The organism is Pseudomonas sp. BRM28 (assembly GCF_002939405.1).
GTDB classification, from domain to species: Bacteria; Pseudomonadota; Gammaproteobacteria; order Pseudomonadales; family Pseudomonadaceae; genus Aquipseudomonas; species Aquipseudomonas palmensis.
In genome coordinates this window covers 561,753-583,327 of sequence record NZ_PEFV01000001.1, presented here as the reverse complement: position 1 = coordinate 583,327, position 21,575 = coordinate 561,753, and the positions used below count along the sequence as shown (strand labels likewise).

General features: G+C 63.3%; 27 protein-coding genes. 16 read left to right on the top strand and 11 right to left on the bottom strand.

Going from position 1 to position 21,575, the window contains the following annotated elements:
* Position 1: 1 nt before the first annotated feature.
* Positions 2-1,441: a metalloprotease TldD gene (gene tldD / locus CR917_RS02755; RefSeq protein WP_104571864.1), complete on the top strand. Its 1,440-nt coding sequence runs from the start codon at positions 2-4 to the stop codon at positions 1,439-1,441.
* 42 nt (positions 1,442-1,483) lie between these two features.
* Here the strand turns inward: tldD and yjgA are convergent, their stop codons facing one another.
* A complete protein-coding gene (gene yjgA / locus CR917_RS02750; RefSeq protein WP_043862469.1) occupies positions 1,484-2,005 on the bottom strand; it encodes a ribosome biogenesis factor YjgA in 522 nt (173 codons plus the stop codon).
* A 108-nt stretch (positions 2,006-2,113) separates the two neighbouring features.
* On the opposite strand from yjgA, the gene pmbA reads away from it, so the two are divergent.
* The 6 genes from pmbA (at position 2,114) to CR917_RS02720 (ending at position 7,409) form a co-directional block, all read left to right on the top strand.
* Positions 2,114-3,460 carry a metalloprotease PmbA gene (gene pmbA, locus CR917_RS02745; protein ID WP_043862468.1) on the top strand — a complete coding sequence of 449 codons (1,347 nt, stop codon included), beginning with the start codon at positions 2,114-2,116 and terminating at the stop codon, positions 3,458-3,460.
* Positions 3,461-3,629: 169 nt separating this feature from the next.
* Positions 3,630-4,031: a hypothetical protein gene (locus CR917_RS02740; protein WP_043862467.1), complete on the top strand. Its 402-nt coding sequence runs from the start codon at positions 3,630-3,632 to the stop codon at positions 4,029-4,031.
* The gene (locus CR917_RS02735) at positions 4,024-5,400 is read left to right on the top strand and encodes a lyase family protein (RefSeq protein ID WP_058541428.1); all 1,377 of its coding nucleotides are present in this window, start codon (positions 4,024-4,026) and stop codon (positions 5,398-5,400) included. Before CR917_RS02740 ends, CR917_RS02735 begins: the two co-directional genes overlap by 8 nt.
* 29 nt (positions 5,401-5,429) lie before the next feature.
* Positions 5,430-5,891, top strand: coding sequence for a tetratricopeptide repeat protein (locus CR917_RS02730; RefSeq protein WP_043862465.1), 462 nt, complete (start codon positions 5,430-5,432; stop codon positions 5,889-5,891).
* Position 5,892: 1 nt separating this feature from the next.
* Entirely contained in the window at positions 5,893-6,504 is a 612-nt protein-coding gene (locus tag CR917_RS02725) for a superoxide dismutase (protein ID WP_043862464.1), read from the top strand.
* 11 nt (positions 6,505-6,515) lie between these two features.
* The gene (locus CR917_RS02720) at positions 6,516-7,409 is read left to right on the top strand and encodes a ZIP family metal transporter (protein WP_104571863.1); all 894 of its coding nucleotides are present in this window, start codon (positions 6,516-6,518) and stop codon (positions 7,407-7,409) included.
* 15 nt (positions 7,410-7,424) lie between these two features.
* Here CR917_RS02720 and CR917_RS02715 read toward each other — a convergent pair whose 3' ends face one another.
* From CR917_RS02715 to CR917_RS02670, 10 genes are all read right to left on the bottom strand, one after another.
* Positions 7,425-7,697 (bottom strand): HPr family phosphocarrier protein, encoded by a 273-nt coding sequence (locus tag CR917_RS02715; RefSeq protein ID WP_043862462.1) that lies wholly within the window; start codon positions 7,695-7,697, stop codon positions 7,425-7,427.
* A gap of 20 nt (positions 7,698-7,717) precedes the next feature.
* Positions 7,718-8,572: an RNase adapter RapZ gene (rapZ, locus tag CR917_RS02710; RefSeq protein WP_043862461.1), complete on the bottom strand. Its 855-nt coding sequence runs from the start codon at positions 8,570-8,572 to the stop codon at positions 7,718-7,720.
* The gene (gene ptsN / locus CR917_RS02705) at positions 8,563-9,039 is read right to left on the bottom strand and encodes a PTS IIA-like nitrogen regulatory protein PtsN (RefSeq protein WP_104571862.1); all 477 of its coding nucleotides are present in this window, start codon (positions 9,037-9,039) and stop codon (positions 8,563-8,565) included. The genes rapZ and ptsN overlap by 10 nt, the downstream gene beginning before the upstream one ends.
* Before the next feature lie 12 nt (positions 9,040-9,051).
* Complete coding sequence (hpf, locus tag CR917_RS02700; RefSeq protein ID WP_043862459.1) at positions 9,052-9,360, bottom strand: ribosome hibernation-promoting factor, HPF/YfiA family; 309 nt, start codon at positions 9,358-9,360, stop codon at positions 9,052-9,054.
* 82 nt (positions 9,361-9,442) lie between these two features.
* On the bottom strand, positions 9,443-10,936 hold the full coding sequence (locus tag CR917_RS02695; RefSeq protein ID WP_043862458.1) for an RNA polymerase factor sigma-54: 1,494 nt from the start codon (positions 10,934-10,936) through the stop codon (positions 9,443-9,445).
* Between the two features lie 188 nt (positions 10,937-11,124).
* Complete coding sequence (gene lptB / locus CR917_RS02690; RefSeq protein WP_043862457.1) at positions 11,125-11,850, bottom strand: LPS export ABC transporter ATP-binding protein; 726 nt, start codon at positions 11,848-11,850, stop codon at positions 11,125-11,127.
* Positions 11,851-12,375 carry a lipopolysaccharide transport periplasmic protein LptA gene (lptA, locus tag CR917_RS02685; protein ID WP_054916380.1) on the bottom strand — a complete coding sequence of 175 codons (525 nt, stop codon included), beginning with the start codon at positions 12,373-12,375 and terminating at the stop codon, positions 11,851-11,853.
* Positions 12,362-12,934 (bottom strand): LPS export ABC transporter periplasmic protein LptC, encoded by a 573-nt coding sequence (gene lptC / locus CR917_RS02680; protein WP_043862455.1) that lies wholly within the window; start codon positions 12,932-12,934, stop codon positions 12,362-12,364. Before lptC ends, lptA begins: the two co-directional genes overlap by 14 nt.
* Positions 12,935-12,942: 8 nt before the next feature.
* Complete coding sequence (locus tag CR917_RS02675) at positions 12,943-13,467, bottom strand: HAD family hydrolase (RefSeq protein WP_043862454.1); 525 nt, start codon at positions 13,465-13,467, stop codon at positions 12,943-12,945.
* Positions 13,468-14,442, bottom strand: coding sequence for a KpsF/GutQ family sugar-phosphate isomerase (locus CR917_RS02670; RefSeq protein ID WP_043862453.1), 975 nt, complete (start codon positions 14,440-14,442; stop codon positions 13,468-13,470). It lies immediately after the preceding gene.
* Between the two features lie 256 nt (positions 14,443-14,698).
* On the opposite strand from CR917_RS02670, the gene CR917_RS02665 reads away from it, so the two are divergent.
* From CR917_RS02665 to hisD, 9 genes are all read left to right on the top strand, one after another.
* On the top strand, positions 14,699-15,508 hold the full coding sequence (locus CR917_RS02665) for an ATP-binding cassette domain-containing protein (RefSeq protein WP_043862452.1): 810 nt from the start codon (positions 14,699-14,701) through the stop codon (positions 15,506-15,508).
* On the top strand, positions 15,508-16,305 hold the full coding sequence (gene mlaE / locus CR917_RS02660) for a lipid asymmetry maintenance ABC transporter permease subunit MlaE (RefSeq protein ID WP_043862451.1): 798 nt from the start codon (positions 15,508-15,510) through the stop codon (positions 16,303-16,305). The genes CR917_RS02665 and mlaE overlap by 1 nt, the downstream gene beginning before the upstream one ends.
* Positions 16,305-16,772, top strand: a complete 468-nt coding sequence (gene mlaD, locus CR917_RS02655) for an outer membrane lipid asymmetry maintenance protein MlaD (RefSeq protein ID WP_043862450.1) — start codon at positions 16,305-16,307, stop codon at positions 16,770-16,772. Before mlaE ends, mlaD begins: the two co-directional genes overlap by 1 nt.
* 9 nt (positions 16,773-16,781) lie before the next feature.
* A complete protein-coding gene (locus CR917_RS02650) occupies positions 16,782-17,432 on the top strand; it encodes a phospholipid-binding protein MlaC (RefSeq protein ID WP_043862449.1) in 651 nt (216 codons plus the stop codon).
* The gene (locus CR917_RS02645; RefSeq protein ID WP_054916378.1) at positions 17,429-17,731 is read left to right on the top strand and encodes a lipid asymmetry maintenance protein MlaB; all 303 of its coding nucleotides are present in this window, start codon (positions 17,429-17,431) and stop codon (positions 17,729-17,731) included. Before CR917_RS02650 ends, CR917_RS02645 begins: the two co-directional genes overlap by 4 nt.
* A 115-nt stretch (positions 17,732-17,846) precedes the next feature.
* A complete protein-coding gene (locus tag CR917_RS02640; protein ID WP_010223373.1) occupies positions 17,847-18,086 on the top strand; it encodes a BolA family protein in 240 nt (79 codons plus the stop codon).
* 23 nt (positions 18,087-18,109) lie between these two features.
* Positions 18,110-19,375 carry a UDP-N-acetylglucosamine 1-carboxyvinyltransferase gene (gene murA / locus CR917_RS02635; RefSeq protein ID WP_043862447.1) on the top strand — a complete coding sequence of 422 codons (1,266 nt, stop codon included), beginning with the start codon at positions 18,110-18,112 and terminating at the stop codon, positions 19,373-19,375.
* Between the two features lie 97 nt (positions 19,376-19,472).
* Entirely contained in the window at positions 19,473-20,108 is a 636-nt protein-coding gene (gene hisG / locus CR917_RS02630; RefSeq protein WP_043862446.1) for an ATP phosphoribosyltransferase, read from the top strand.
* 126 nt (positions 20,109-20,234) lie between these two features.
* Positions 20,235-21,575, top strand: coding sequence for a histidinol dehydrogenase (gene hisD, locus CR917_RS02625; RefSeq protein WP_043862445.1), 1,341 nt, complete (start codon positions 20,235-20,237; stop codon positions 21,573-21,575).

The following is a 21,575-nucleotide window of genomic DNA, read 5'->3' as shown; positions in this document are numbered from 1 at the left end:
TATGAGCGAGTTGTTATCCACTGTCAGCGATCACCTGCTGGCGCCGGGCGGCCTGACCCTCGACAGCCTGCAATCGGTGCTGGGCGAGTTGACCGGGCCGGGAATCGACGCCGCCGACCTGTACTTCCAGGGCCAGATTTCAGAGTCCTGGGCGCTTGAAGACGGCATCGTCAAGGAAGGCAGCTTCAACCTCGACCAGGGGGTCGGGGTACGCGCCCAGTCTGGTGAAAAGACCGGCTTTGCCTACAGCAACGCGATCAACCTCGAAGCCCTGACTTCCGCTGCACGCGCCGCGCGCTCCATTTCCCGCGCCGGCCAGAATGGCAGCGTGCAGGCCTTCAAGAGCCAGGACGTGACCGCGCTGTATGCGCCGGGCAACCCGCTGGATGTGCTCAGCCGCGCCGAGAAGGTCGAGCTGCTCAAGCGTGTCGACGTGGCCACGCGTGCCCTGGACCCGCGCATCCAGCAGGTCAGCGTGAGCATGGCCGGGGTGTGGGAGCGCATTCTGGTGGCCGCTGCCGATGGCAGCCTGGCGGCCGACGTGCGGCCGCTGGTGCGCTTCAACGTCAGTGTGATCGTCGAGCAGAATGGCCGTCGCGAACGTGGCGGGCATGGCGGCGGCGGGCGCACCGACTACCGCTACTTCACCGACGAGCGGGTGATGGGTTTTGCCCGCGAGGCGCTGCGCCAGGCACTGGTCAACCTCGAGGCCATTCCGGCACCGGCCGGCACCTTGCCGGTGGTGATGGGCGCCGGGTGGTCCGGTGTGCTGCTGCACGAGGCGGTCGGGCATGGCCTGGAGGGCGATTTCAACCGCAAGGGCAGCTCGGCCTACAGTGGCCACCTGGGCGAGAAGGTCGCGTCCAGCCTGTGCACCATCGTCGACGACGGCACCCTCGAAGGGCGCCGCGGTTCGTTGAGCGTGGATGACGAAGGCACCCCGACCGAATGCACCACACTGATCGAGAACGGCATTCTCAAGGGCTACATGCAGGACAAGCTCAATGCCCGCCTGATGGGCATGGCAGTCACCGGCAACGGGCGGCGCGAGTCGTATGCGCACCTGCCGATGCCACGCATGACCAACACCTACATGCGCGCCGGCGAAAGCGACCCGGCGGAGATCATCGCCTCGGTCAAGCGTGGCATCTACTGCGCCAACCTCGGCGGTGGCCAGGTGGACATCACCAGCGGCAAGTTCGTGTTCTCCACCAGCGAGGCTTACCTGATCGAAGACGGCAAGATCACCGCGCCGGTCAAGGGTGCGACGCTGATCGGCAACGGCCCCGAGGCCATGAGCCGGGTGTCGATGGTCGGCAACGACCTGTCGCTGGACAGTGGTGTGGGCACCTGTGGCAAGGATGGGCAGTCGGTGCCGGTGGGCGTTGGCCAGCCGACCCTGAAGATCGATGCGATCACCGTGGGTGGCACGGGCGCATGAGCATGAAACCGGGCGGGCAGGGTGCCTGCCCGGTGGCGAGAATCAGCGCAGGCCGCGCTGGATTTCGTCGAGGTCGCGGATGTACTTGAAGATCTTGCGGCTGGCGGTGGGCGCCTTGTTGCGCGCCAGCTCGTGCTGGGCCTGGCGGATCAGCGAGCGCAGCTGCTGGCGATCGGCGTCCGGGTATTCCTGGACGAACTTCTCCAGTACGTCGTCGGTGCCGCCGATCAGCCGGTCGCGCCAGCGTTCGAGGTTGTGGAAGCGTTCGTTGTACTGGCGCGAAGAGGCGTCGAGCTGGTCGAGCAGCGCGAGGATCGCGTCGATGTCCTGGTCGCGCATCAGCTTGCCGATGAACGACTTGTGACGGCGCTTGGCTTCGTTCGCGGTGTGCCGCTTGTGCTCTTCCAGGGCCGCGCGCAGTTCGTCGGTCAAGGGCAGTTTGGCCAGGATATCGGGCTTGAGCGTGGTAAGGCGCTCGCCCATATCAACCAGCGCCTGCATCTCGCGCTTGATTTGGGTTTTGCTTTTTTCGCCGTCGAAGGCGGTGTCGTAAGAATCAACCATGGGGGCAGTCCGCTGAGAATCGCCGCCATGATAACCAGTCGGGGGCCGCTTGTCCGGTCCGGTCGTAGATTGACCCGAGCCGAACGCAGAATTTGAGTGGAGAAAACCATGAGTGCAGTCCAGAGCGTAGGTCCGCAGGCCCTGCCGGCGTTGCAGGAACAGGTCGAACAGATCATCGCCGAAGCCCGGCGCCAGGGCGCCAGCGCCTGCGAAGTGGCCGTATCGCTGGAGCAGGGGTTGTCGACCTCGGTGCGCCAGCGCGAGGTGGAGACGGTGGAGTTCAACCGCGACCAGGGCTTCGGCATCACCCTGTATGTGGGCCAGCGCAAGGGCTCGGCAAGCACCTCGGCCAGTGGCAGCGATGCCATTCGCGAGACCGTGGCGGCGGCCCTGGCCATTGCCAAGCACACCTCCGAGGACGAATGCTCGGGCCTGGCCGACCCGGCCCTGATGGCCCGTGACCTGCAGGATTTCGACCTCTATCACGCCTGGGACATCACCCCCGAGCAGGCCATCGAAAAGGCCCTGGCCTGCGAAGCCGCGGCGTTCGACACCGATGCCCGCATCAAGAACGCCGATGGCACCACACTCAGCACCCACCAGGGATGCCGGGTGTACGGCAACAGCCACGGCTTCATCGGTGGCTACGCCTCCACCCGCCACAGCCTGAGCTGCGTGATGATCGCCGAAGGTGATGGGCAGATGCAGCGTGACTACTGGTATGACGTGAACCGCCAGGGCGAGCTGCTGGCCGATCCGCAGAGTATCGGGCGTCGCGCTGCGCAGCGTGCGGCGGCGCGCCTGGGCGCACGTCCGGTGCCGACCTGCGAGGTACCGGTGCTGTTCTCGGCGGAGCTGGCCGGCGGGTTGTTCGGCAGTTTCCTGTCGGCGATTTCCGGCGGCAACCTGTACCGCAAGTCGTCGTTTCTGGAAGGCTGCATGGGCCAGCGCCTGTTCCCCAGCTGGCTGACTCTGGATGAGCGGCCGCACCTGCAGCGTGCCCTGGGCAGTGCCTCGTTCGATGGGGACGGCCTGGCGACCTATGCCAAGCCGTTCGTCGAAAATGGCGAGCTGGTGTCGTATGTGCTGAGCACCTATTCCGGACGCAAGCTGGGGCTGCCAAGCACCGCCAACGCCGGTGGCGTGCACAACCTGTTCGTCACGCATGGGGTCGAAGATCAGGCTGCATTGCTGCGCCGCATGGGGCGCGGGTTACTGGTGACCGAGCTGATGGGGCATGGCTTGAACATGGTGACCGGTGACTATTCGCGCGGGGCAGCGGGGTACTGGGTGGAGAACGGCGAGATCCAGTTTGCGGTTCAGGAAGTCACGATTGCCGGCAACATGAAGGACATGTTCCAGCAGATTGTCGCTATCGGCAACGATCTTGAAACCCGTAGCAATATTCACACAGGCTCGGTGCTGATCGAGCGCATGACGGTCGCCGGCAGCTGACACCGCCGGCCTGTGCGCGGTCCCCGTAGGCGACGGCGTTGCCGGCGAAGGGGCCACCTCAGGTTACACATCGAAGCCCGGCCCCGTGCCGGGCTTTTTGCTTTTCGCCTTTGGTCGCACTTGAACTGATTCTGATTATCACTTAATAATGACTATCATTATCTAGGCGATGATGTTCATGAGACCTGTCCTTCACGAATTGCCCTACCTCGAAAACTGGCGCTGGCTGAGCCGGCGAATTCGCTGTGCCCTCGAGCCCGACGAGCCGCGCCTGATCGAACACTACCTGGCCGAAGGTCGCTACCTGGTCTGCTGCACCGAGACCTCGGCCTGGACCGTCGCCTTGACTTCCTTCCGCCTGCTGCTCGACACCGCGTGCGACCGCATGCTGCCGTGGCATTGGCGTTGCTTGTGCCTGGACCAGGCCTGGAAGCCGCTGCTGCAGCTGCGCAAGCTCGACGGCGGCGAGCACGGCCAGCGCTGGCAGCCCTTCGCCTTGCAACTGGCGAACTGCACGCTGCTGCCTTCGATTTCTTTCGCTGAACTGATGCAAGGACTTGATGATGAGTAATACCCGTATCGAGCGTGACAGCATGGGTGAGCTGCAGGTGCCGGCCGAGGCCCTGTATGGCGCCCAGACCCAGCGCGCGGTGAACAACTTCCCGATCAGCCAGCAGCGCATGCCGACCCAGTTCATCCGGGCCCTGCTGCTGGCCAAGGCCGCCGCCGCCAAGGCCAACGTCGAGCTGGAGCAGATCAGCCAGGCACAGGGCGCTGCCATCGTCACCGCCGTGGAACAGTTGCTGGCTGGCGATTTCATGCAGCACTTCCCGGTCGACGTGTACCAGACCGGCTCCGGCACCAGCTCCAACATGAATGCCAACGAGGTGATCGCGACCCTGGCCAGCCGTGTGCTGGGCGACACGGTAAACCCCAATGACCATGTCAACTGCGGCCAGAGCAGCAACGACATCATCCCCACCACCATCCACGTGAGCGCCGCGCTGGCCCTGCACGAACAACTGCTGCCGGCGCTCAAGCACCTGGTGCAGGTGATCGAGCACAAGGCCGAGCAAGTGCACCCGTTCATCAAGACCGGTCGCACCCACCTGATGGACGCCATGCCCGTGCGCATGAGCCAGGTGCTGGGCGGCTGGGCGGCACAGGTCAAGGCGGGCATCGGTCACTTGAACGACACCCTGCCAAGCCTGCAGGCCCTGGCCCAGGGCGGCACTGCGGTGGGCACCGGGATCAACGCCCACCCCGCGTTCGCCGCGCGCTTCAGCCAGCAACTGAGCGGCCTGACCGGGGTGCAGTTCGTGCCGGGGGAAAACCTGTTTGCCCTGATCGGCTCGCAGGACACCGCCGTGGCTGTTTCCGGTCAGCTCAAGGCCACCGCCGTGGCCCTGATGAAGATCGCCAACGACCTGCGCTGGATGAACTCCGGCCCGCTTGCCGGGCTGGGCGAGATCGAGCTTGAAGGGCTGCAGCCCGGCTCCTCGATCATGCCGGGCAAGGTCAACCCGGTGATTCCGGAAGCCACCGCCATGGTGGCCGCGCAGGTCATCGGCAACGATGCGGCCATCGCCGTGGCGGGCCAGTCGGGCAACTTCGAACTGAACGTGATGCTGCCGATCATTGCGCAGAACCTGCTTGGCAGCATCGAGCTGATGGCCAATGTGAGCCGTCTGCTGGCCGACAAGGCTATCGCCACCTTCAAGGTCAACGAACCCAAGCTCAAGGAAGCCCTGGCGCGCAACCCGATCCTGGTGACCGCGCTGAACCCGATCATCGGCTACCAGAAGGCTGCCGAAATCGCCAAGACCGCCTACAAGCAGGGGCGCCCGATCATCGAGGTTGCGCTGGAACACACCGACCTGCCGCGCAGCCAGCTGGAAGTCCTGCTCGACCCTGAAAAACTCACGGCCGGCGGTATCTGACACCGCCCACCGCTTCGGAGGTTTCTGTCATGCAGCATTGGAAACGCACCACTGAAATAGCCAACCGCCTGTTCCAACAGGGCGATCTGGTGGATGCCCGCGAGTTGTACTTGCAGGCCCTGGCCTTGGCCCAGGTGTTGTTCGAGCGCTGGCAGGACGCCGACGAGGCGGTGGCCGCCTGTGTGATTTCGCACCACAACCTGGCCGACCTGCATTTGCGCCTCAAGCAGCCGCAGGAGAGCGCCGAGTACCTGTGCGCCATCCACCAGCGCCTGTTGCAGGCCAGCCAGGATCAGCGCCTTTCGCCGTTGCTGCGCGATGCGGCGCTGCGCCAGAGCAGCAAGACCTACACCGAACTGCTCAATTTCATCAGCGAGTATGGCCAGTACCCCCGTACCGAACGCCTGCTCTACCGCCAGGGGGCGCAGCCGGCGCTGTTTGCCGGCCAGGAACAACTACAGCCCCCAGCCCTTCATTATGGAACCCACTGATATGCCGCATACCTTGCCTGCATTGCCATACGCCTACGATGCGCTGGAACCGCACATCGATACCCAGACCATGCAGATTCACCACAGCAAGCACCACCAGACCTACATCAACAACCTCAATGCCGCCATCGAGGGCACCGAATACGCCGAGTGGCCGATCGAGCAACTGGTCGCCAGCGTCAAGAGCCTGCCGCAGAATCTGCAGGCCGCAGTGATCAACCAGGGCGGCGGGCACGCCAACCACAGTCTGTTCTGGACGGTGATGGCGCCCGGCGGCGGCGGTCAGCCCCACGGCGCGGTGGGCGAGGCGATCGATGACCAGCTGGGCGGTTTCGAGGCATTCAAGGATGCGTTCACCAAGGCTGCGCTGACCCGCTTCGGCAGTGGCTGGGCGTGGCTGAGCGTAACGCCGCAGAAAACCCTGGTGGTAGAGAGCAGCGGCAACCAGGACAGCCCGCTGATGAATGGCAATACGCCCATTCTTGGCCTGGACGTGTGGGAGCATGCCTACTACCTGCTGTACCAGAACCGTCGCCCCGAATACATCGGCGCCTTCTACAACGTGATCAACTGGTCCGAAGTAGAGCGTCGCTATGTTGCTGCCCTGGTGTGAGTCCTAGCGGCATGCGCTCGGAGGTGATGGCCATTGGCGGTGTGCGCCTGTTCAGGTTGGCGCTGGGCACACTGCTGCTGTTGGTGGGGACGGCGTTGCTGCTGGTACAGGGCTTCTCCTGGCTGGACCTGGAACCGCGGATGTTGCGTGCGCTTGAGGGTGGGGCCATGTGTGCGCTGGGCACTGCCCTGGGCGCAGTGCCGGTGTTGGTGATTCGCAGCATGCCGGTGGCCGTGGCCGATACCCTGATGGGGTTCGGTGCAGGCGTGATGCTGGCCGCCACGGCGTTCTCGTTGATCATCCCGGGGCTGGACGCCGCACAGGCGGTCGGCTTCGGCAAATGGGGGGCAGGTGGCCTGATCAGCTTCGGCCTGCTGTTCGGTGCGTTTTGCATCTACCTGGTGGACCGCAGGGTCTCGGGCGCAACACCGGACGACCTGGTCGCCGTGCCCGGCAGGCCGGTGATTCCGGCGCGCATCTGGGTGTTCGTGATTGCCATCATTGCCCACAACATCCCCGAAGGCATGGCCATCGGGGTGTCGGCCGGTGGCGGCATGCCGGATGCCGACAGCCTGGCCATGGGTATCGCCCTGCAGGATGTGCCAGAGGGGCTGGTGATCGCGCTGGTGCTGGCTGGAGCGGGGATGGGCCGTTTCAAGGCGTTTGTGATCGGCGCGGCATCCGGGCTGGTGGAGCCACTGGCGGCGGTACTGTGCGCGTGGGTGGTGAGCGTCGCCGAACTGATGCTGCCGCTGGGCCTGGCTTTCGCTGCCGGGGCCATGTTGCTGGTGGTGACCCAGGAGATCATTCCCGAGTCACGCAGCAACGGCAATCATCGCCTGGCCAGCCTGGGGCTGTGCATCGGGTTCTGCCTGATGATGGTGATGGATACCGCGTTGTCCTGAAGCGAGAAGGCGAGGTTACTCGCCTTCGTCGAAATAGTTGTTGATCAGTTCGACCAGGCCTTGCAGCGCTTCGGCTTCCTGTTCGCCTTCGGTCTTGAGGTGGATGCTCGTGCCCTTGCCGGCGGCGAGCATCATCACGGCCATGATGCTCTTGCCATCGACCATCGACTCCGGGGTACGGCCTACACGCACCGAACACGGGTACTTGCCCGCCACGCCAACGAACTTGGCCGCTGCCCGGGCGTGCAGCCCCAGCTTGTTGATAATCTCGATTTCAATTGCGGGCATCGCGGGCGGGATCCTGAGGGCTAGAGGTCGCGGTGGCGAACCTGGACGTTCTTCAATGTTTGTTGCAGCACCTGGCCCAGGCGTTCGGTGATGTACACCGAGCGATGATGACCGCCGGTGCAGCCGATGGCGATGGTGACATAGGCCCGGTTGCTGGCGGCGAACCGTGGCAGCCACTTGAGCAGGTACGACGAAATGTCCTGGAACATCTCCTCGACGTCCGGTTGCGCGGCCAGGTAGTCGATGACCGGTTGCTCCAACCCCGAATGATCCCGCAGCTCGGGCTTCCAATAGGGGTTGGGTAGGCAGCGCACATCGAACACCAGGTCGGCGTCGACCGGCATGCCACGCTTGAAGCCGAACGACTCCACCAGAAACGCCGTGCCCGGCTCGGGCTGGTTGAGCAGGCGCAGCTTGATCGAGTCGCGCAGCTGGTACAGGTTGAGGTTGGTGGTGTCGATCTTGAGGTCGGCCAGGTCGGCGATCGGCCCCAGCAGGTCGCTCTCTACCCGGATGGCTTCGGCCAGGGAGCGTTGCGTGTTGGTCAGCGGGTGGCGTCGGCGCGTCTCCGAGAAGCGCTTGAGCAGGGTTTCCTCGTCGGCGTCCAGGTACACCACATCGCAATGGATGTGCTTGCTGCGGGCATCCTCCAGCAGCTCGGGGAAGCGGCTCAGGTGGCTGGGCAGGTTGCGCGCGTCGATGGAAACGGCCACCAGCGGCTGCAGCAGCTCGGTATTGATCAGTGCGTTTTCGGCCAGTTGCGGCAACAGCCCGGCAGGCAGGTTGTCGATGCAGTAGTAGCCGTTGTCCTCAAGTACCGCGAGCGCGGTGCTCTTGCCGGAGCCGGAGCGACCGCTGACGATGATCAAGCGCATGTTCGGTGCCCGTTTTGCACGTCCAGTACGACCTGGTACAGGGATTGGCTATCGGTGGCCGCGCGCAGTTTGTCGCGCACGTCCTTGCGGTCGAGCATGCTGGCGATCTGGCGAAGCAGCTCAAGGTGCGCATCGGTGGCGGCTTCCGGGACCAGCAGCAGAAACAGCAGGTCGACGGGAGCGCCATCGATGGCGTCGAAGTCGATGGGAGCGTCCAGGTGCAGCAGGGCGCTTACCGGTTTTTCACAACCTTTCAAGCGGCAGTGCGGGATGGCGATACCATTGCCGAAGCCGGTCGAGCCCAGTTTTTCACGGGCGATCAGGCTCTCGAACACGGTTTGGGTGTCCAGCTCGGGTACTTCCTTGCCGATCAGATTGGCAATCTGTTCGAGCGCACGCTTTTTACTGCCGCCCGGCACGTTCACGAGGGAACGGCCGGGGGTCAGGATATCTTCTAGTCGGATCATGGGTGGGGGGGATCAGCGGGCCGCTGCACCTTGCAGGAGGCTTTGCTGTTTTTCCTTGTGTTTTTTCAGTTGACGGTCGAGCTTGTCGGTAAGGGCGTCGATCGCTGCATACATGTCTTGATGTTCGGCGTTGGCAACCACTTCGCCGCCCGGGATCTGCAAGGTAGCCTCAATTTTCTGCTGAAGCTTTTCGACCTTCATGATCACCGTCACGTTGGTGATCTTGTCGAAGTGACCCTCCAGTCGTTTCAGCTTCTGCTCGACATACTCGCGCAGTGGCGGAGTGACTTCTACATGCTGTCCACTGATATTGACTTGCATACAGCTTCTCCTTTTGTTGCCGGTGCATAAGAGGCAGGTGTTGCGCCTGCCACTGAATTGCGGTGGCACATCTCAGGGGATGTCACATCAATCGCTTGCGTTCGCTCGACGGTGCAATGCCAAGGGACTCGCGGTACTTGGCGACGGTGCGACGGGCTACCTGGATGCCTTGTGCCTCCAGTAAACCAGCGATCTTGCTGTCACTCAATGGCTTTTTCTGATTTTCAGCCGCGACCAGTTTCTTGATGATCGCGCGGATCGCCGTGGACGAGCATTCGCCGCCCTCGGAGGTGCTCACGTGGCTCGAGAAAAAGTATTTCAGTTCGTAGATGCCGCGCGGGGTGTGCATGTATTTCTGCGTGGTCACCCGCGAAATGGTCGACTCGTGCATGCCCACCGCCTCGGCGATATCGTGCAGTACCAGCGGTTTCATCGCCTCGTCGCCGTGGTCGAGAAAGCCGCGCTGGTGCTCGACGATCTGCGTGGCCACCTTCATCAGCGTCTCGTTGCGGCTCTGCAGGCTCTTGATGAACCAGCGCGCCTCCTGCAACTGGTTGCGCATGAAGGTGTTGTCGGCGCTGGTGTCGGCGCGACGCACGAAACCGGCGTATTGCGGGTTGACCCGCAGGCGCGGCACGGCTTCCTGGTTCAGCTCGACCAGCCAGCGGTCGGAATCCTTGCGCACGATGACATCGGGCACCACGTATTCGGCTTCGCTGGACTCGATCTGCGAGCCGGGGCGCGGGTTGAGGCTCTGTACCAGTTCGATGACCTGGCGCAGTTCGTCTTCCTTGAGCTTCATGCGACGCATCAGCTGGCTGTAGTCGCGGCTGCCGAGCAGGTCGATGTAGTCGCTGACCAGGCGCTGCGCCTCGGCCATCCACGGCGTACGCGGCGGCAGCTGGCGCAGTTGCAGCAGCAGGCATTCGCTGAGGTTGCGGGCACCGATGCCGGCGGGCTCGAACTGCTGGATGCGGTGCAGCACGGCCTCGACTTCGTCGAGTTCGATGTCCAGTTCCGGGTCGAACGACTCGCACACCTCTTCGAGGGTTTCTTCGAGATACCCCTGGTTGTTGATGCAGTCGATCAGCGTCACGGCAATCAGCCGGTCGGTGTCGGACATCGGTGCCAGGTTGAGCTGCCACAGCAGGTGGCTCTGCAGGCTCTCGCCGGCAGAGGTGCGGGTGGTGAAGTCCCACTCGTCATCGTCATTGCTGGGCAGGCTGCTGGCGCTGGTCTGGTAGATGTCTTCCCAGGCCGTGTCGACCGGCAGTTCGTTGGGGATGCGCTCGTTCCATTCGCCTTCTTCGAGGTTGTCCACCGTGGGGGCGGACTCCTGGAAGCTGCTCTCCTGAGGTTCGGCAACCGGCTTGGTCTCGGCGTTGTCGGCCATCGGGTCGCTGTTGTCGAAATCCTCGCCTTCTTCCTGGCGTTCGAGCATCGGGTTGGACTCCAGCGCCTCCTGGATTTCCTGTTGCAGGTCCAGGGTGGAGAGCTGGAGCAGTCGGATAGCCTGTTGCAACTGAGGAGTCATCGTCAGTTGCTGGCCCATTCTTAGGACGAGCGATGGTTTCATGGCTGGGGCTTAACACCTTATTCGCCGGCGCACAGGCGCCATCTACTACAAGGGCGCGAGAGGCGCCAACTTTAAGCAAATTATATGCCTGAAATCAAAGCGTTTGCCTAGAGCGCTGGAACAATTAACCCCGGGTGGAGCCATTTGCCAGCGCCCAGGCAGCGCCATGTTCAGCCATGTGCCGCAGCTTACAGGCGGAACTCGTGGCCGAGGTACACCTCTTTCACCAGGTCGTTGGCCAGGATGGTCTGTGCATCGCCTTCGGCGATCAACTGGCCATCGTTGACGATGTAGGCGGTTTCGCAGATATCCAGGGTTTCACGGACGTTGTGGTCGGTGATCAGCACGCCGATGCCCTTGGCCTTGAGGTGGTGGATGATCTGCTTGATGTCGCCCACGGAGATCGGGTCGACACCGGCGAAAGGTTCGTCGAGCAGGATGAACTTGGGCGCGGTGGCCAGTGCCCGGGCAATCTCCACCCTGCGCCGCTCACCACCGGACAGGCTCATGCCCAGGTTGTCGCGGATGTGGCTGATGTGAAATTCCTGCAGCAGGCTTTCAAGCTCCTTGCGGCGACCATCGCGGTCGAGCTCCTTGCGGGTCTCGAGGATCGCCATGATGTTGTCGGCCACCGACAGCTTGCGAAAGATCGAGGCTTCCTGCGGCAGGTAGCCGATGCCGGCACGTGCGCGACCATGCATGGGCTGGTGGCTGACGTCCAGGTCGTCGATCAGCACGCGGCCCTGGTCGGCCTGTACCAGGCCGACGATCATGTAGAAGCAGGTGGTCTTGCCGGCGCCGTTGGGGCCGAGCAGGCCGACGATCTGGCCGCTGTCGATGGACAGGCTGACATCACGCACGACTTGCCGGCTTTTGTAGGCCTTGGCCAGGTGCTGGGCTTTGAGGGTTGCCATCTACTCGGCCTTCTTCTTCGGCTGGATCACCATGTCGATGCGCGGACGCGACTCGGTGACTTTGCCACCGCGACCAGCGGTAGCGATCTGCTTCACCGTGTCGTAGACGATTTTCTCGCCTTCGGTGGTGTTGCCTTCATTGATGACCTTGGCGCGGTCGATCAGCACGATGCGGTTCTGTGGCGCATTGTACTGAATGGTCTTGCCGTAGCCCTGCATCTTGTCCGGCTTGGCTGCGCTCTGCTGCTGCTCGAAGTAGGCCAGGTTGCCCACCGAGGTCACGACGTCGATATCGCCGGAGGCAGTGCGGGTGATGGTCACGGTGTTGCCTTTGATCATCATCGAGCCCTGGGTGATGATCACGTCACCGGTATAGGTGGCAACGCCTTTCTTGTCATCCAGTTGAGCCTGGTCAGCCTGGATACGGATAGGCTGATCACGGTCGTTCGGCAGGGCCCAGGCGCTCGCGCTTCCCAGTGCTGCGCTCAGGCTGAGCAAAAAGGGGAGGGTTTTAACGAGCCTCATACTGTCCTCTTACGTTGGACAGCAGGTTCATCCTGCCGTCTTTCAGATACGCTTTCATTCCCTTGCCCGTAGTTGTGCCACCGGCGCCGTCGATTCTAACGGCTTGCTCGGTCTGCGCATATTGCTTCTGCGGGAAGACTGTCATGCGGGTGGTGGTAATGATGGTTTCGCGGTTCTGGTCGTCGGTGCGGGCAACCCGCACGTTGTCGATCAGTTCCACTTCGGTGCCGTCCGGGTTGACCTCGCCGCGGGTGCTCTGCACGTGCCACGGGTAGGCGGTACCGCGGTACATGTTGAGGTCCGGCGTGGTCAGCAGCGTCACTTCGCTGGCCTTGAGGTGTTCGACCTTGTCGGCGGTCATCTCGTACTGCAGCTTGCCATCGGGCAGAAACTGCACGCTGTGGGCATTGATGGCGTAGTAGTCGATGGCGCTTTCGTCGACCTGCGCTGCGGGCTCGTCGAGGAACGTCTCGGGGCTGATGTTCCAGTAGCCGACCGCTGCAAACAAGGCAGCGATCACACTGAACAGCGCGATATTGCGGATCTTTTTACTGAACATGGATCGCTCTACAGGTAGTTGGCATTCGCCGCGTCCAGGTTGCCCTGGGCTTGCAGGATCAGTTCGCAGAACTCGCGGGCTGCGCCTTCGCCTCCGCGCGCAAGGGTCACGCCATGGGCGTGCTGGCGCACGAACGGAGCGGCACTGGCTACGGCCATGCCCAGGCCGACCCGGCGAATCACCGGCAGGTCTGGCAGGTCGTCGCCCAGGTAGGCAACCTGTTCATAGCTTAGGCCCAGTTGACCAAGAAGGTCGTCGAGCACCACCAGTTTATCTTCCCGGCCCTGGTACAGGTGCGGGATGCCGAGGTTCTTCGCACGACGTTCGACCACCGGCGTCTTGCGCCCGCTGATGATCGCGGTGGTCACGCCCGAGTTCATGAGCATCTTGATGCCCTGGCCGTCGAGGGTGTTGAAGGTCTTGAATTCGCTGCCGTCCTCGAGAAAGTACAGGCGACCGTCGGTCAGCACGCCGTCCACATCGAATACCGCCAGCTTGATGGCCTTGCCGCGTTGCAGCAGATCGTCGTTCATTTACATCACTCCGGCGCGCAGCAGGTCGTGCATGTTCAGGGCGCCGACCGGCTGGTCGAGCGTGTCCACCACCACCAGCGCGCTGATCTTGTGGTCTTCCATGATCTTCAGGGCCTCGGCCGCGAGCATCTCGGCGCGGGCGGTCTTGCCGTGTACGGTCATCACTTCGTCGATCAGCGTGGTGTGCACGTCGATGTTGCGATCCAGGCTGCGGCGCAGGTCGCCGTCGGTGAACACCCCGGCCAGGCGGCCGTCGCTTTCGCGCACCACGGTCATGCCCAAACCTTTGCGAGACATTTCAAGCAGGGCGTCCTTGAGCAGCGTGCCGCGCTGAACCTGGGGCAACTCGTCACCGCCGTGCATCACGTTCTCGACCTTGAGCAGCAGGCGTCGGCCCAAGGCACCGCCCGGGTGCGAGAAGGCGAAGTCTTCGGCAGTGAAGCCGCGTGCCTCGAGCAGGGCGATGGCCAGGGCGTCGCCGAGTACCAGCGCGGCGGTGGTGGAGGACGTCGGGGCCAGGTTCAGCGGGCAGGCCTCCTGACCCACGCGGGCATCCAGGTTGACCTCGGCGGCCTTGGCCAGCGGCGAGTCGGGGTTGCCGGTGAGGCTGATGAGCTTGATGCCCAGGCGCTTGATCAGCGGCAGCAGGGTCACGATTTCGTTGGTGGTGCCCGAGTTGGACAGTGCCAGGATGATGTCGTCCCGGGTGATCATGCCCATGTCGCCGTGGCTGGCCTCGGCGGGGTGAACGAAGAACGACGTGGTGCCGGTGCTGGCCAGGGTGGCGGCAATCTTGTTGCCGATGTGCCCGGATTTGCCCATGCCCACCACCACGACCCGGCCCTTGCTGGCCAGGATCAGCTCGCAGGCCTTGACGAAATCGGCGTCGATATGGGCCAGCAGGCCCTCTACCGCTTCGATCTCGAGACGGATGGTGCGCTGTGCGGATTGGATCAGGTCGGTGGATTGGCTCATGTCGTAGATCGGATTGCCTGATGAAAAGGCGGGGATTATAGCGGTAATGCGCCAAAGCCTCACCTGTGATTGCAAGGATGCTCTGCCAGAAACCTTAAGTGAGCCTTAACTTGAGCTGAACAGCCTCGGTGATGGCCTTGGGGTGGCTCTATCAGCGGTGCTATAGTTCGCCGCCTGTTCGGCCCGCTCGGAGCGTGCGTGCCTCCATGAAGGAGGTTGGCGTCTGAGTGAAAAGGCTGCATCGCAAGGAGTTTAGATGAGCGTTGATAACGCCTACGCGGTCGAATTGAAGGGCGTGACCTTCAAGCGCGGCGCGCGCAGCATCTTCAATAATGTCGACATACGCATTCCCCGCGGCAAGGTTACCGGCATCATGGGGCCTTCCGGGTGCGGCAAGACCACGCTGCTGCGTCTGATGGGCGCGCAACTGCGCCCTGCCAGCGGCGAGGTGTGGGTGGCCGGGCAAAACCTGCCGACCCTGTCGCGCAGCGACCTGTTCGACGCGCGCAAGCACATGGGCGTGCTGTTCCAGAGCGGTGCACTGTTCACCGACCTCGACGTGTTCGAGAACGTCGCCTTCCCGCTGCGGGTGCATACCCAGCTGCCCGAGGAAATGATCCGCGACATCGTGCTGATGAAGCTGCAGGCCGTGGGCTTGCGCGGTGCCATCGAACTGATGCCCGACGAACTGTCCGGCGGCATGAAGCGCCGTGTGGCGCTGGCCCGGGCGATTGCCCTGGACCCGCAGATCCTCATGTACGACGAACCTTTCGTCGGCCAGGACCCGATCGCCATGGGCGTGCTGGTACGCCTGATCCGCCTGCTCAACGATGCGCTGGGCATCACCAGCATCGTGGTTTCGCACGATCTTGCAGAAACCGCGAGCATTGCCGACTACCTGTATGTGGTGGGGGACGGCCAGGTACTGGGTCAGGGTACGCCGCAGGAGCTGATGGAGTCGGACAACCCGCGTATCCGCCAATTCATGAAAGGCGATCCGGATGGCCCGGTGCCCTTTCATTTTCCTGCGCCTGATTACCGCGCCGATCTGTTGGGGAAGCGTTGATGCGCAGAAAGTCATTGCTCGAACGTATTCGTCTGTTTGGTCGCTCCGCGATCGACGTGGTGGCCGTGCTGGGGCGCTCCTGCCTGTTCCTGCTGCATGCCCTGGTGGGGCGCGGCGGGATTGGCGGCGGGTTCCAGTTGCTGGTCAAGCAGCTGTACTCGGTCGGCGTGATGTCGCTGGCCATCATCGTCGTGTCCGGCGTGTTCATCGGCATGGTGCTGGCCCTGCAGGGCTTCAGCATCCTCACCAAGTACGGTTCGGAACAGGCGGTGGGGCAGATGGTTGCCCTGACCCTGCTGCGTGAACTGGGCCCGGTGGTGACCGCGCTGCTGTTCGCCGGGCGGGCCGGGTCGGCGCTGACGGCCGAAATCGGCAACATGAAATCCACCGAGCAGCTGTCGAGCCTGGAGATGATCGGCGTCGACCCGCTCAAGTACATCGTTGCACCGCGCCTGTGGGCCGGCTTCATCTCGCTGCCGCTGCTGGCGATGATCTTCAGCGTGGTCGGCATCTGGGGCGGGTCCTGGGTGGCGGTGGACTGGCTGGGAGTCTATGAAGGTTCCTTCTGGTCGAACATGCAGAACAGCGTTTCGTTCGTCGACGATGTACTCAACGGGGTGCTCAAGAGCCTCGTGTTTGCCTTCGTCGTCACCTGGATTGCCGTATTCCAAGGCTATGACTGTGAGCCCACTTCAGAGGGGATCAGCCGTGCCACTACCAAGACCGTGGTCTATGCCTCGCTGGCAGTCCTGGGTCTGGACTTTATTCTGACCGCCTTGATGTTTGGAGATTTCTGATGCAAAACCGCACCCTGGAAATCGGTGTCGGCCTGTTCCTCCTGGCCGGGATCCTGGCACTGCTTCTGCTGGCCCTGCGCGTCAGCGGCCTGTCCGCCAGCCCGAGCAGCGATACCTATAAACTTTACGCCTACTTCGACAATATCGCCGGTTTGACTGTCAGAGCTAAAGTGACCATGGCCGGTGTAACCATCGGCAAGGTCACGGCCATCGATCTGGACCGCGATACCTATACCGGTCGGGTGACGTTGCAGCTGGAAAAACGCGTCGACAACCTGCCGACCGATTCCACCGCCTCGATCCTGACCGCCGGGTTGCTCGGCGAGAAGTACATCGGCATCAGCGTGGGCGGTGAGGAAGCGGTGCTCAAGGAAGGTGGAACCATCCATGACACCCAGTCGGCGCTGGTACTGGAAGATCTGATTGGCAAGTTTTTGCTCAATACCGTTGGCAAAGAAGCTAAATAAGGAGTTTCCATGATTTCCATCCTGCGACGCGGCCTGTTGGTATTGCTGGCGAGCCTGCCGTTGATGGCCGTTGCGGCCACGCAATCGCCCAAAGAAGTGATCCAGACCACCACCACGCAACTGCTGTCCGACCTCAAGGCGAACAAGGAGCAGTACAAGGCCAACCCCAGCGCGTTCTACGATGCGCTCAACGCCAACCTGGGACCGGTGGTGGATGCCGATGGCATCTCCCGCAGCATCATGACGGTCAAGTACTCGCGCAAGGCTACCCCGGCCCAGATGCAGCGCTTCCAGGAAAACTTCAAGCGCAGCCTGATGCAGTTCTATGGCAACGCCCTGCTGGAATACAACAACCAGGGCATCACCGTGGGCGCCGAGAAGAAGGACGGCGACGACCGTGCCAGCGTCGACATGACGGTCAAGGGCAACAACGGCGCCGTCTACCCGGTTTCCTACACCCTGACCAAGCTCAATGGCGAGTGGAAGGTGCGTAACGTCATCGTCAACGGCATCAACATCGGCAAGCTGTTCCGTGACCAGTTCGCCGACGCCATGCAGCGCAACGGCAACGACCTGGACAAGACCATCGACGGCTGGGCCGGCGAAGTGGCCAAGGCCAAGGAAACCACCGAGCAAGCGGCCGAGAAGCAGGCCCAATGAGTGCGGCAGTCACCCTTGCCGCACCCGGCGTGCTGAGCCTGTCCGGTGTACTGGATTACCGCACCGGCCCGGTGCTGCGCAAGCAGGGCAGGGCCCTGATTGCTGCCAGTCGCGAACCTTCGCTGGTGCTGGACTGTTCGGCGGTGGAGCTTTCCAGCAGCGTGGGTCTGTCCCTGCTGCTGGCCTTCACCCGTGACGGGCAGGCGGCGGGCAAGACCATCGAGGTGCGTGGCATGCCCCATGGCATGCACGAAATCGCTCAGGTGTACGGGCTCGGCGAGCTGCTGGCCGGTCAATAAATACGGGTGCGCGACGGGCCCCTCTGTCAGAGTCCTCGTTTACGGGGTTCGCAGGCGAGGGGCTTTTTTGTATGATGGCCGACCCGCGCGCACAGGGCGCCGATTGAGGTTGAGCATGCAGGCCGTAGAAGTTAAGAACTTCCTTGAAGAAAAGTTGCCGGGAACCCGGGTCGAAGTTGAAGGCGAAGGCTGCAACTTCCAGCTGAACGTAATCAGTGACGAATTGGCGGCCCTGAGCCCGGTCAAGCGTCAGCAGCAGATCTATGCTCACCTGAACCCGTGGATCACCGATGGCAGCATCCATGCGGTAACCATGAAATTTTTCAGCAGCGCAGCCTGGGCTGAGCGCACCTGAGCCAACTTGGCGGCGAGATTCCAATGGACAAACTGATTATCACTGGCGGCGTTCGTCTCGATGGCGAAATCCGCATTTCCGGCGCAAAGAACGCAGCGCTGCCGATTCTGGCGGCCACCCTGCTGTGCGACGGCCCGGTCACCGTCGGCAACCTGCCGCACCTGCACGACATCACCACCATGATCGAGCTGTTCGGTCGCATGGGCATCGAGCCTGTGATCGACGAGAAGCTCGCGGTGGAGATCGACCCACGCACCATCAAGACCCTGGTCGCGCCGTATGAGCTGGTGAAGACCATGCGCGCCTCGATCCTGGTGCTGGGCCCGATGGTCGCCCGTTTCGGCGAGGCCGAAGTGGCCCTGCCTGGCGGTTGCGCCATTGGCTCGCGTCCGGTCGACCTGCACATCCGCGGCCTCGAGGCGATGGGCGCGAAGATCGAAGTCGAAGGCGGCTACATCAAGGCCAAGGCGCCTGAAGGCGGCCTGCGCGGTGCGCACTTCTTCTTCGACACCGTCAGCGTGACCGGTACCGAGAACATCATGATGGCCGCTGCCCTGGCCAAGGGCCGCAGCGTGCTGCAGAACGCCGCGCGCGAGCCGGAAGTGGTCGACCTGGCCAACTTCCTCAACGCCATGGGCGCCAAGGTGCAGGGTGCCGGTACCGACACCATCACCATCGACGGCGTCGAGCGCCTGGGTTCGGCGGTATACCGCGTGATGCCCGACCGTATCGAGACCGGTACCTACCTGGTGGCCGCTGCCGTGACCGGCGGTCGCGTCAAGGTCAAGGACACCGATCCGACCATCCTTGAGGCGGTACTGGAGAAGCTCAAGGAAGCCGGTGCCGAAATCACCACCGGTGAAGACTGGATCGAGCTGGACATGCACGGCAAGCGGCCGAAAGCCGTGAACCTGCGCACCGCCCCGTACCCGGCGTTCCCTACCGACATGCAGGCGCAGTTCATCTCCCTCAACGCCATTGCCGAAGGCACCGGCGCGGTGATCGAGACGATCTTCGAAAACCGCTTCATGCACGTGTACGAGATGCACCGCATGGGCGCGCAGATCCAGGTCGAAGGCAACACTGCCATCGTCACCGGCACCAAGACCCTCAAGGGTGCTCCGGTCATGGCCACCGACCTGCGGGCTTCGGCCAGCCTGGTCATTTCGGCGCTGGTCGCCGAGGGCGACACCCTGATCGATCGCATCTACCACATAGACCGTGGCTACGAGTGCATCGAAGAGAAACTGCAGATGCTGGGCGCGAAGATCCGTCGCGTACCGGGCTAGCCCTGCACTCGGCGCAGGGACGCGCCACACGAATCGATTGCCGTCGGGCGCCTGCACGGGTCCGGCGGCTAAAGCCGCTTAAGGATTGACGTTTCCCATGTTGACCATCGCGCTGTCCAAGGGCCGCATTCTCGACGACACCCTGCCATTGCTGGCAGAGGCGGGCATCGTGCCTACCGAGAATCCGGACAAAAGCCGCAAGCTGATCATCCCGACCACCCAGGACGATGTGCGCCTGCTGATCGTGCGTGCCACCGACGTGCCGACCTACGTCGAGCATGGCGCCGCCGACCTGGGCGTGGCCGGCAAGGACGTGCTGATGGAGTACGGCGGCCAGGGCCTGTACGAGCCGCTGGACCTGCAGATTGCCCAATGCAAGCTGATGACCGCCGGTGCCATCGGCGCTGCCGAACCCAAGGGGCGCCTGCGCGTGGCCACCAAGTTCGTCAACGTCGCCAAGCGCTACTACGCCGAGCAGGGCCGTCAGGTCGACATCATCAAGCTGTACGGCTCGATGGAGCTGGCACCGCTGATCAACCTGGCCGACAAGATCATCGACGTGGTCGACACCGGCAACACCCTGCGTGCCAACGGCCTGGAACCCCAGGAACTGATCGCCACCATCAGCTCCCGGCTGGTGGTCAACAAGGCCTCGATGAAGATGCAGCACGCACGCATCCAGAGCCTGATCGACGCCTTGCGTCTGGCCGTGGAATCGCGACACCGCGGCTGACCCCTGCGCGCGACCTTCGCTGTCGCGCCCGTCTATCCGCGTCATAGCCAATTTTCTCGGGTGCCCGCGCGGATGGACTGGTAGCTTAGGGCGCCTGAGCATCCGCCATTTACCGAGGCCTTAGCCATGACCACGTCCACTGCAATTCGCCGACTCAACGCTGCTGACCCGGATTTCGCCCGACATCTGGATCATCTGCTGAGCTGGGAAAGCGTGTCTGACGATGCGGTCAACCAGCGGGTGCTGGACATCATCAAGGCCGTGCGCGAGCGCGGCGACGCGGCGCTGGTGGAATTCACCCAGCGTTTCGACGGCGTCCAGGCCACCTCCATCGATGACCTGATCCTGGGGCGCGAGCGCCTGGAGCTGGCCCTGAGTCGCATCACCCCGGCGCAGCGCGAGGCGCTGGAAACCGCCGCCCGCCGGGTGCGCAGCTACCACGAAAGGCAGAAGCAGGACTCCTGGACCTACACCGAGGCCGACGGCACCGTGCTGGGCCAGAAGGTCACGCCGCTGGACCGCGCCGGGCTGTACGTACCGGGTGGCAAGGCGTCGTACCCTTCGTCGGTACTGATGAACGCGATTCCGGCCAAGGTTGCCGGGGTGTCCGAAGTGGTCATGGTGGTACCCACCCCGCGTGGTGAAATCAACGAGCTGGTGCTGGCTGCGGCGTGCATCGCCGGGGTCGACCGGGTGTTCACCATCGGTGGCGCCCAGGCGGTTGCCGCACTGGCCTACGGCACCGAGAGCGTGCCGCAGGTAGACAAGGTGGTCGGCCCGGGCAACATCTACGTGGCCACCGCCAAGCGCCATGTGTTTGGCCAGGTGGGCATCGACATGATTGCCGGCCCGTCGGAGATCCTTGTGGTGTGCGACGGCCAGACCGACCCGGACTGGATCGCCATGGACCTGTTCTCCCAGGCCGAGCATGACGAAGACGCCCAGGCGATTCTGGTCAGCCCCGATGCCGAGTTCCTCGACCGCGTGGCCGCAAGCATCGACAAGCTGCTGCCGGGCATGGACCGCGCCGAGATCATCCAGACCTCCATCAATGGCCGTGGCGCACTGATCCACGTGCGCGACATGCAGCAGGCCATCGAGGTGGCCAACCGCATCGCCCCCGAGCACCTGGAGTTGTCGGTGGCCGACCCGCAGGCCTGGTTGCCGCAGATCCGCCATGCCGGTGCTATCTTCATGGGCCGCCACACCAGCGAAGCGCTGGGCGACTACTGCGCTGGCCCCAACCACGTGCTGCCTACCTCCGGCACCGCACGGTTCTCCTCGCCGCTGGGGGTGTACGACTTCCAGAAGCGTTCCTCGATCATCTTCTGTTCCGAGCAGGGCGCTTCGGACCTGGGTCGCACCGCGTCGGTGCTGGCCCGTGGCGAATCCCTGAGCGCGCACGCACGCAGCGCCGAATACCGCATCCTTGGCGATCACACCCCTGTCGATAAAGAGGGCAACTGA

Excerpts from the sequence above, each read along its gene's own strand:
- tldD (WP_104571864.1), top strand. The coding sequence starts at position 2 with ATGAGCGAGTTGTTATCCACTGTCAGCGATCACCTGCTGGCGCCGGGC.
- yjgA (WP_043862469.1), bottom strand. The coding sequence starts at position 2,005 with ATGGTTGATTCTTACGACACCGCCTTCGACGGCGAAAAAAGCAAAACC.
- pmbA (WP_043862468.1), top strand. The coding sequence starts at position 2,114 with ATGAGTGCAGTCCAGAGCGTAGGTCCGCAGGCCCTGCCGGCGTTGCAG.
- CR917_RS02740 (WP_043862467.1), top strand. The coding sequence starts at position 3,630 with ATGATGTTCATGAGACCTGTCCTTCACGAATTGCCCTACCTCGAAAAC.
- CR917_RS02735 (WP_058541428.1), top strand. The coding sequence starts at position 4,024 with ATGAGTAATACCCGTATCGAGCGTGACAGCATGGGTGAGCTGCAGGTG.
- CR917_RS02730 (WP_043862465.1), top strand. The coding sequence starts at position 5,430 with ATGCAGCATTGGAAACGCACCACTGAAATAGCCAACCGCCTGTTCCAA.
- CR917_RS02725 (WP_043862464.1), top strand. The coding sequence starts at position 5,893 with ATGCCGCATACCTTGCCTGCATTGCCATACGCCTACGATGCGCTGGAA.
- CR917_RS02720 (WP_104571863.1), top strand. The coding sequence starts at position 6,516 with ATGCGCTCGGAGGTGATGGCCATTGGCGGTGTGCGCCTGTTCAGGTTG.
- CR917_RS02715 (WP_043862462.1), bottom strand. The coding sequence starts at position 7,697 with ATGCCCGCAATTGAAATCGAGATTATCAACAAGCTGGGGCTGCACGCC.
- rapZ (WP_043862461.1), bottom strand. The coding sequence starts at position 8,572 with ATGCGCTTGATCATCGTCAGCGGTCGCTCCGGCTCCGGCAAGAGCACC.
- ptsN (WP_104571862.1), bottom strand. The coding sequence starts at position 9,039 with ATGATCCGACTAGAAGATATCCTGACCCCCGGCCGTTCCCTCGTGAAC.
- hpf (WP_043862459.1), bottom strand. The coding sequence starts at position 9,360 with ATGCAAGTCAATATCAGTGGACAGCATGTAGAAGTCACTCCGCCACTG.
- CR917_RS02695 (WP_043862458.1), bottom strand. The coding sequence starts at position 10,936 with ATGAAACCATCGCTCGTCCTAAGAATGGGCCAGCAACTGACGATGACT.
- lptB (WP_043862457.1), bottom strand. The coding sequence starts at position 11,850 with ATGGCAACCCTCAAAGCCCAGCACCTGGCCAAGGCCTACAAAAGCCGG.
- lptA (WP_054916380.1), bottom strand. The coding sequence starts at position 12,375 with ATGAGGCTCGTTAAAACCCTCCCCTTTTTGCTCAGCCTGAGCGCAGCA.
- lptC (WP_043862455.1), bottom strand. The coding sequence starts at position 12,934 with ATGTTCAGTAAAAAGATCCGCAATATCGCGCTGTTCAGTGTGATCGCT.
- CR917_RS02675 (WP_043862454.1), bottom strand. The coding sequence starts at position 13,467 with ATGAACGACGATCTGCTGCAACGCGGCAAGGCCATCAAGCTGGCGGTA.
- CR917_RS02670 (WP_043862453.1), bottom strand. The coding sequence starts at position 14,442 with ATGAGCCAATCCACCGACCTGATCCAATCCGCACAGCGCACCATCCGT.
- CR917_RS02665 (WP_043862452.1), top strand. The coding sequence starts at position 14,699 with ATGAGCGTTGATAACGCCTACGCGGTCGAATTGAAGGGCGTGACCTTC.
- mlaE (WP_043862451.1), top strand. The coding sequence starts at position 15,508 with ATGCGCAGAAAGTCATTGCTCGAACGTATTCGTCTGTTTGGTCGCTCC.
- mlaD (WP_043862450.1), top strand. The coding sequence starts at position 16,305 with ATGCAAAACCGCACCCTGGAAATCGGTGTCGGCCTGTTCCTCCTGGCC.
- CR917_RS02650 (WP_043862449.1), top strand. The coding sequence starts at position 16,782 with ATGATTTCCATCCTGCGACGCGGCCTGTTGGTATTGCTGGCGAGCCTG.
- CR917_RS02645 (WP_054916378.1), top strand. The coding sequence starts at position 17,429 with ATGAGTGCGGCAGTCACCCTTGCCGCACCCGGCGTGCTGAGCCTGTCC.
- CR917_RS02640 (WP_010223373.1), top strand. The coding sequence starts at position 17,847 with ATGCAGGCCGTAGAAGTTAAGAACTTCCTTGAAGAAAAGTTGCCGGGA.
- murA (WP_043862447.1), top strand. The coding sequence starts at position 18,110 with ATGGACAAACTGATTATCACTGGCGGCGTTCGTCTCGATGGCGAAATC.
- hisG (WP_043862446.1), top strand. The coding sequence starts at position 19,473 with ATGTTGACCATCGCGCTGTCCAAGGGCCGCATTCTCGACGACACCCTG.
- hisD (WP_043862445.1), top strand. The coding sequence starts at position 20,235 with ATGACCACGTCCACTGCAATTCGCCGACTCAACGCTGCTGACCCGGAT.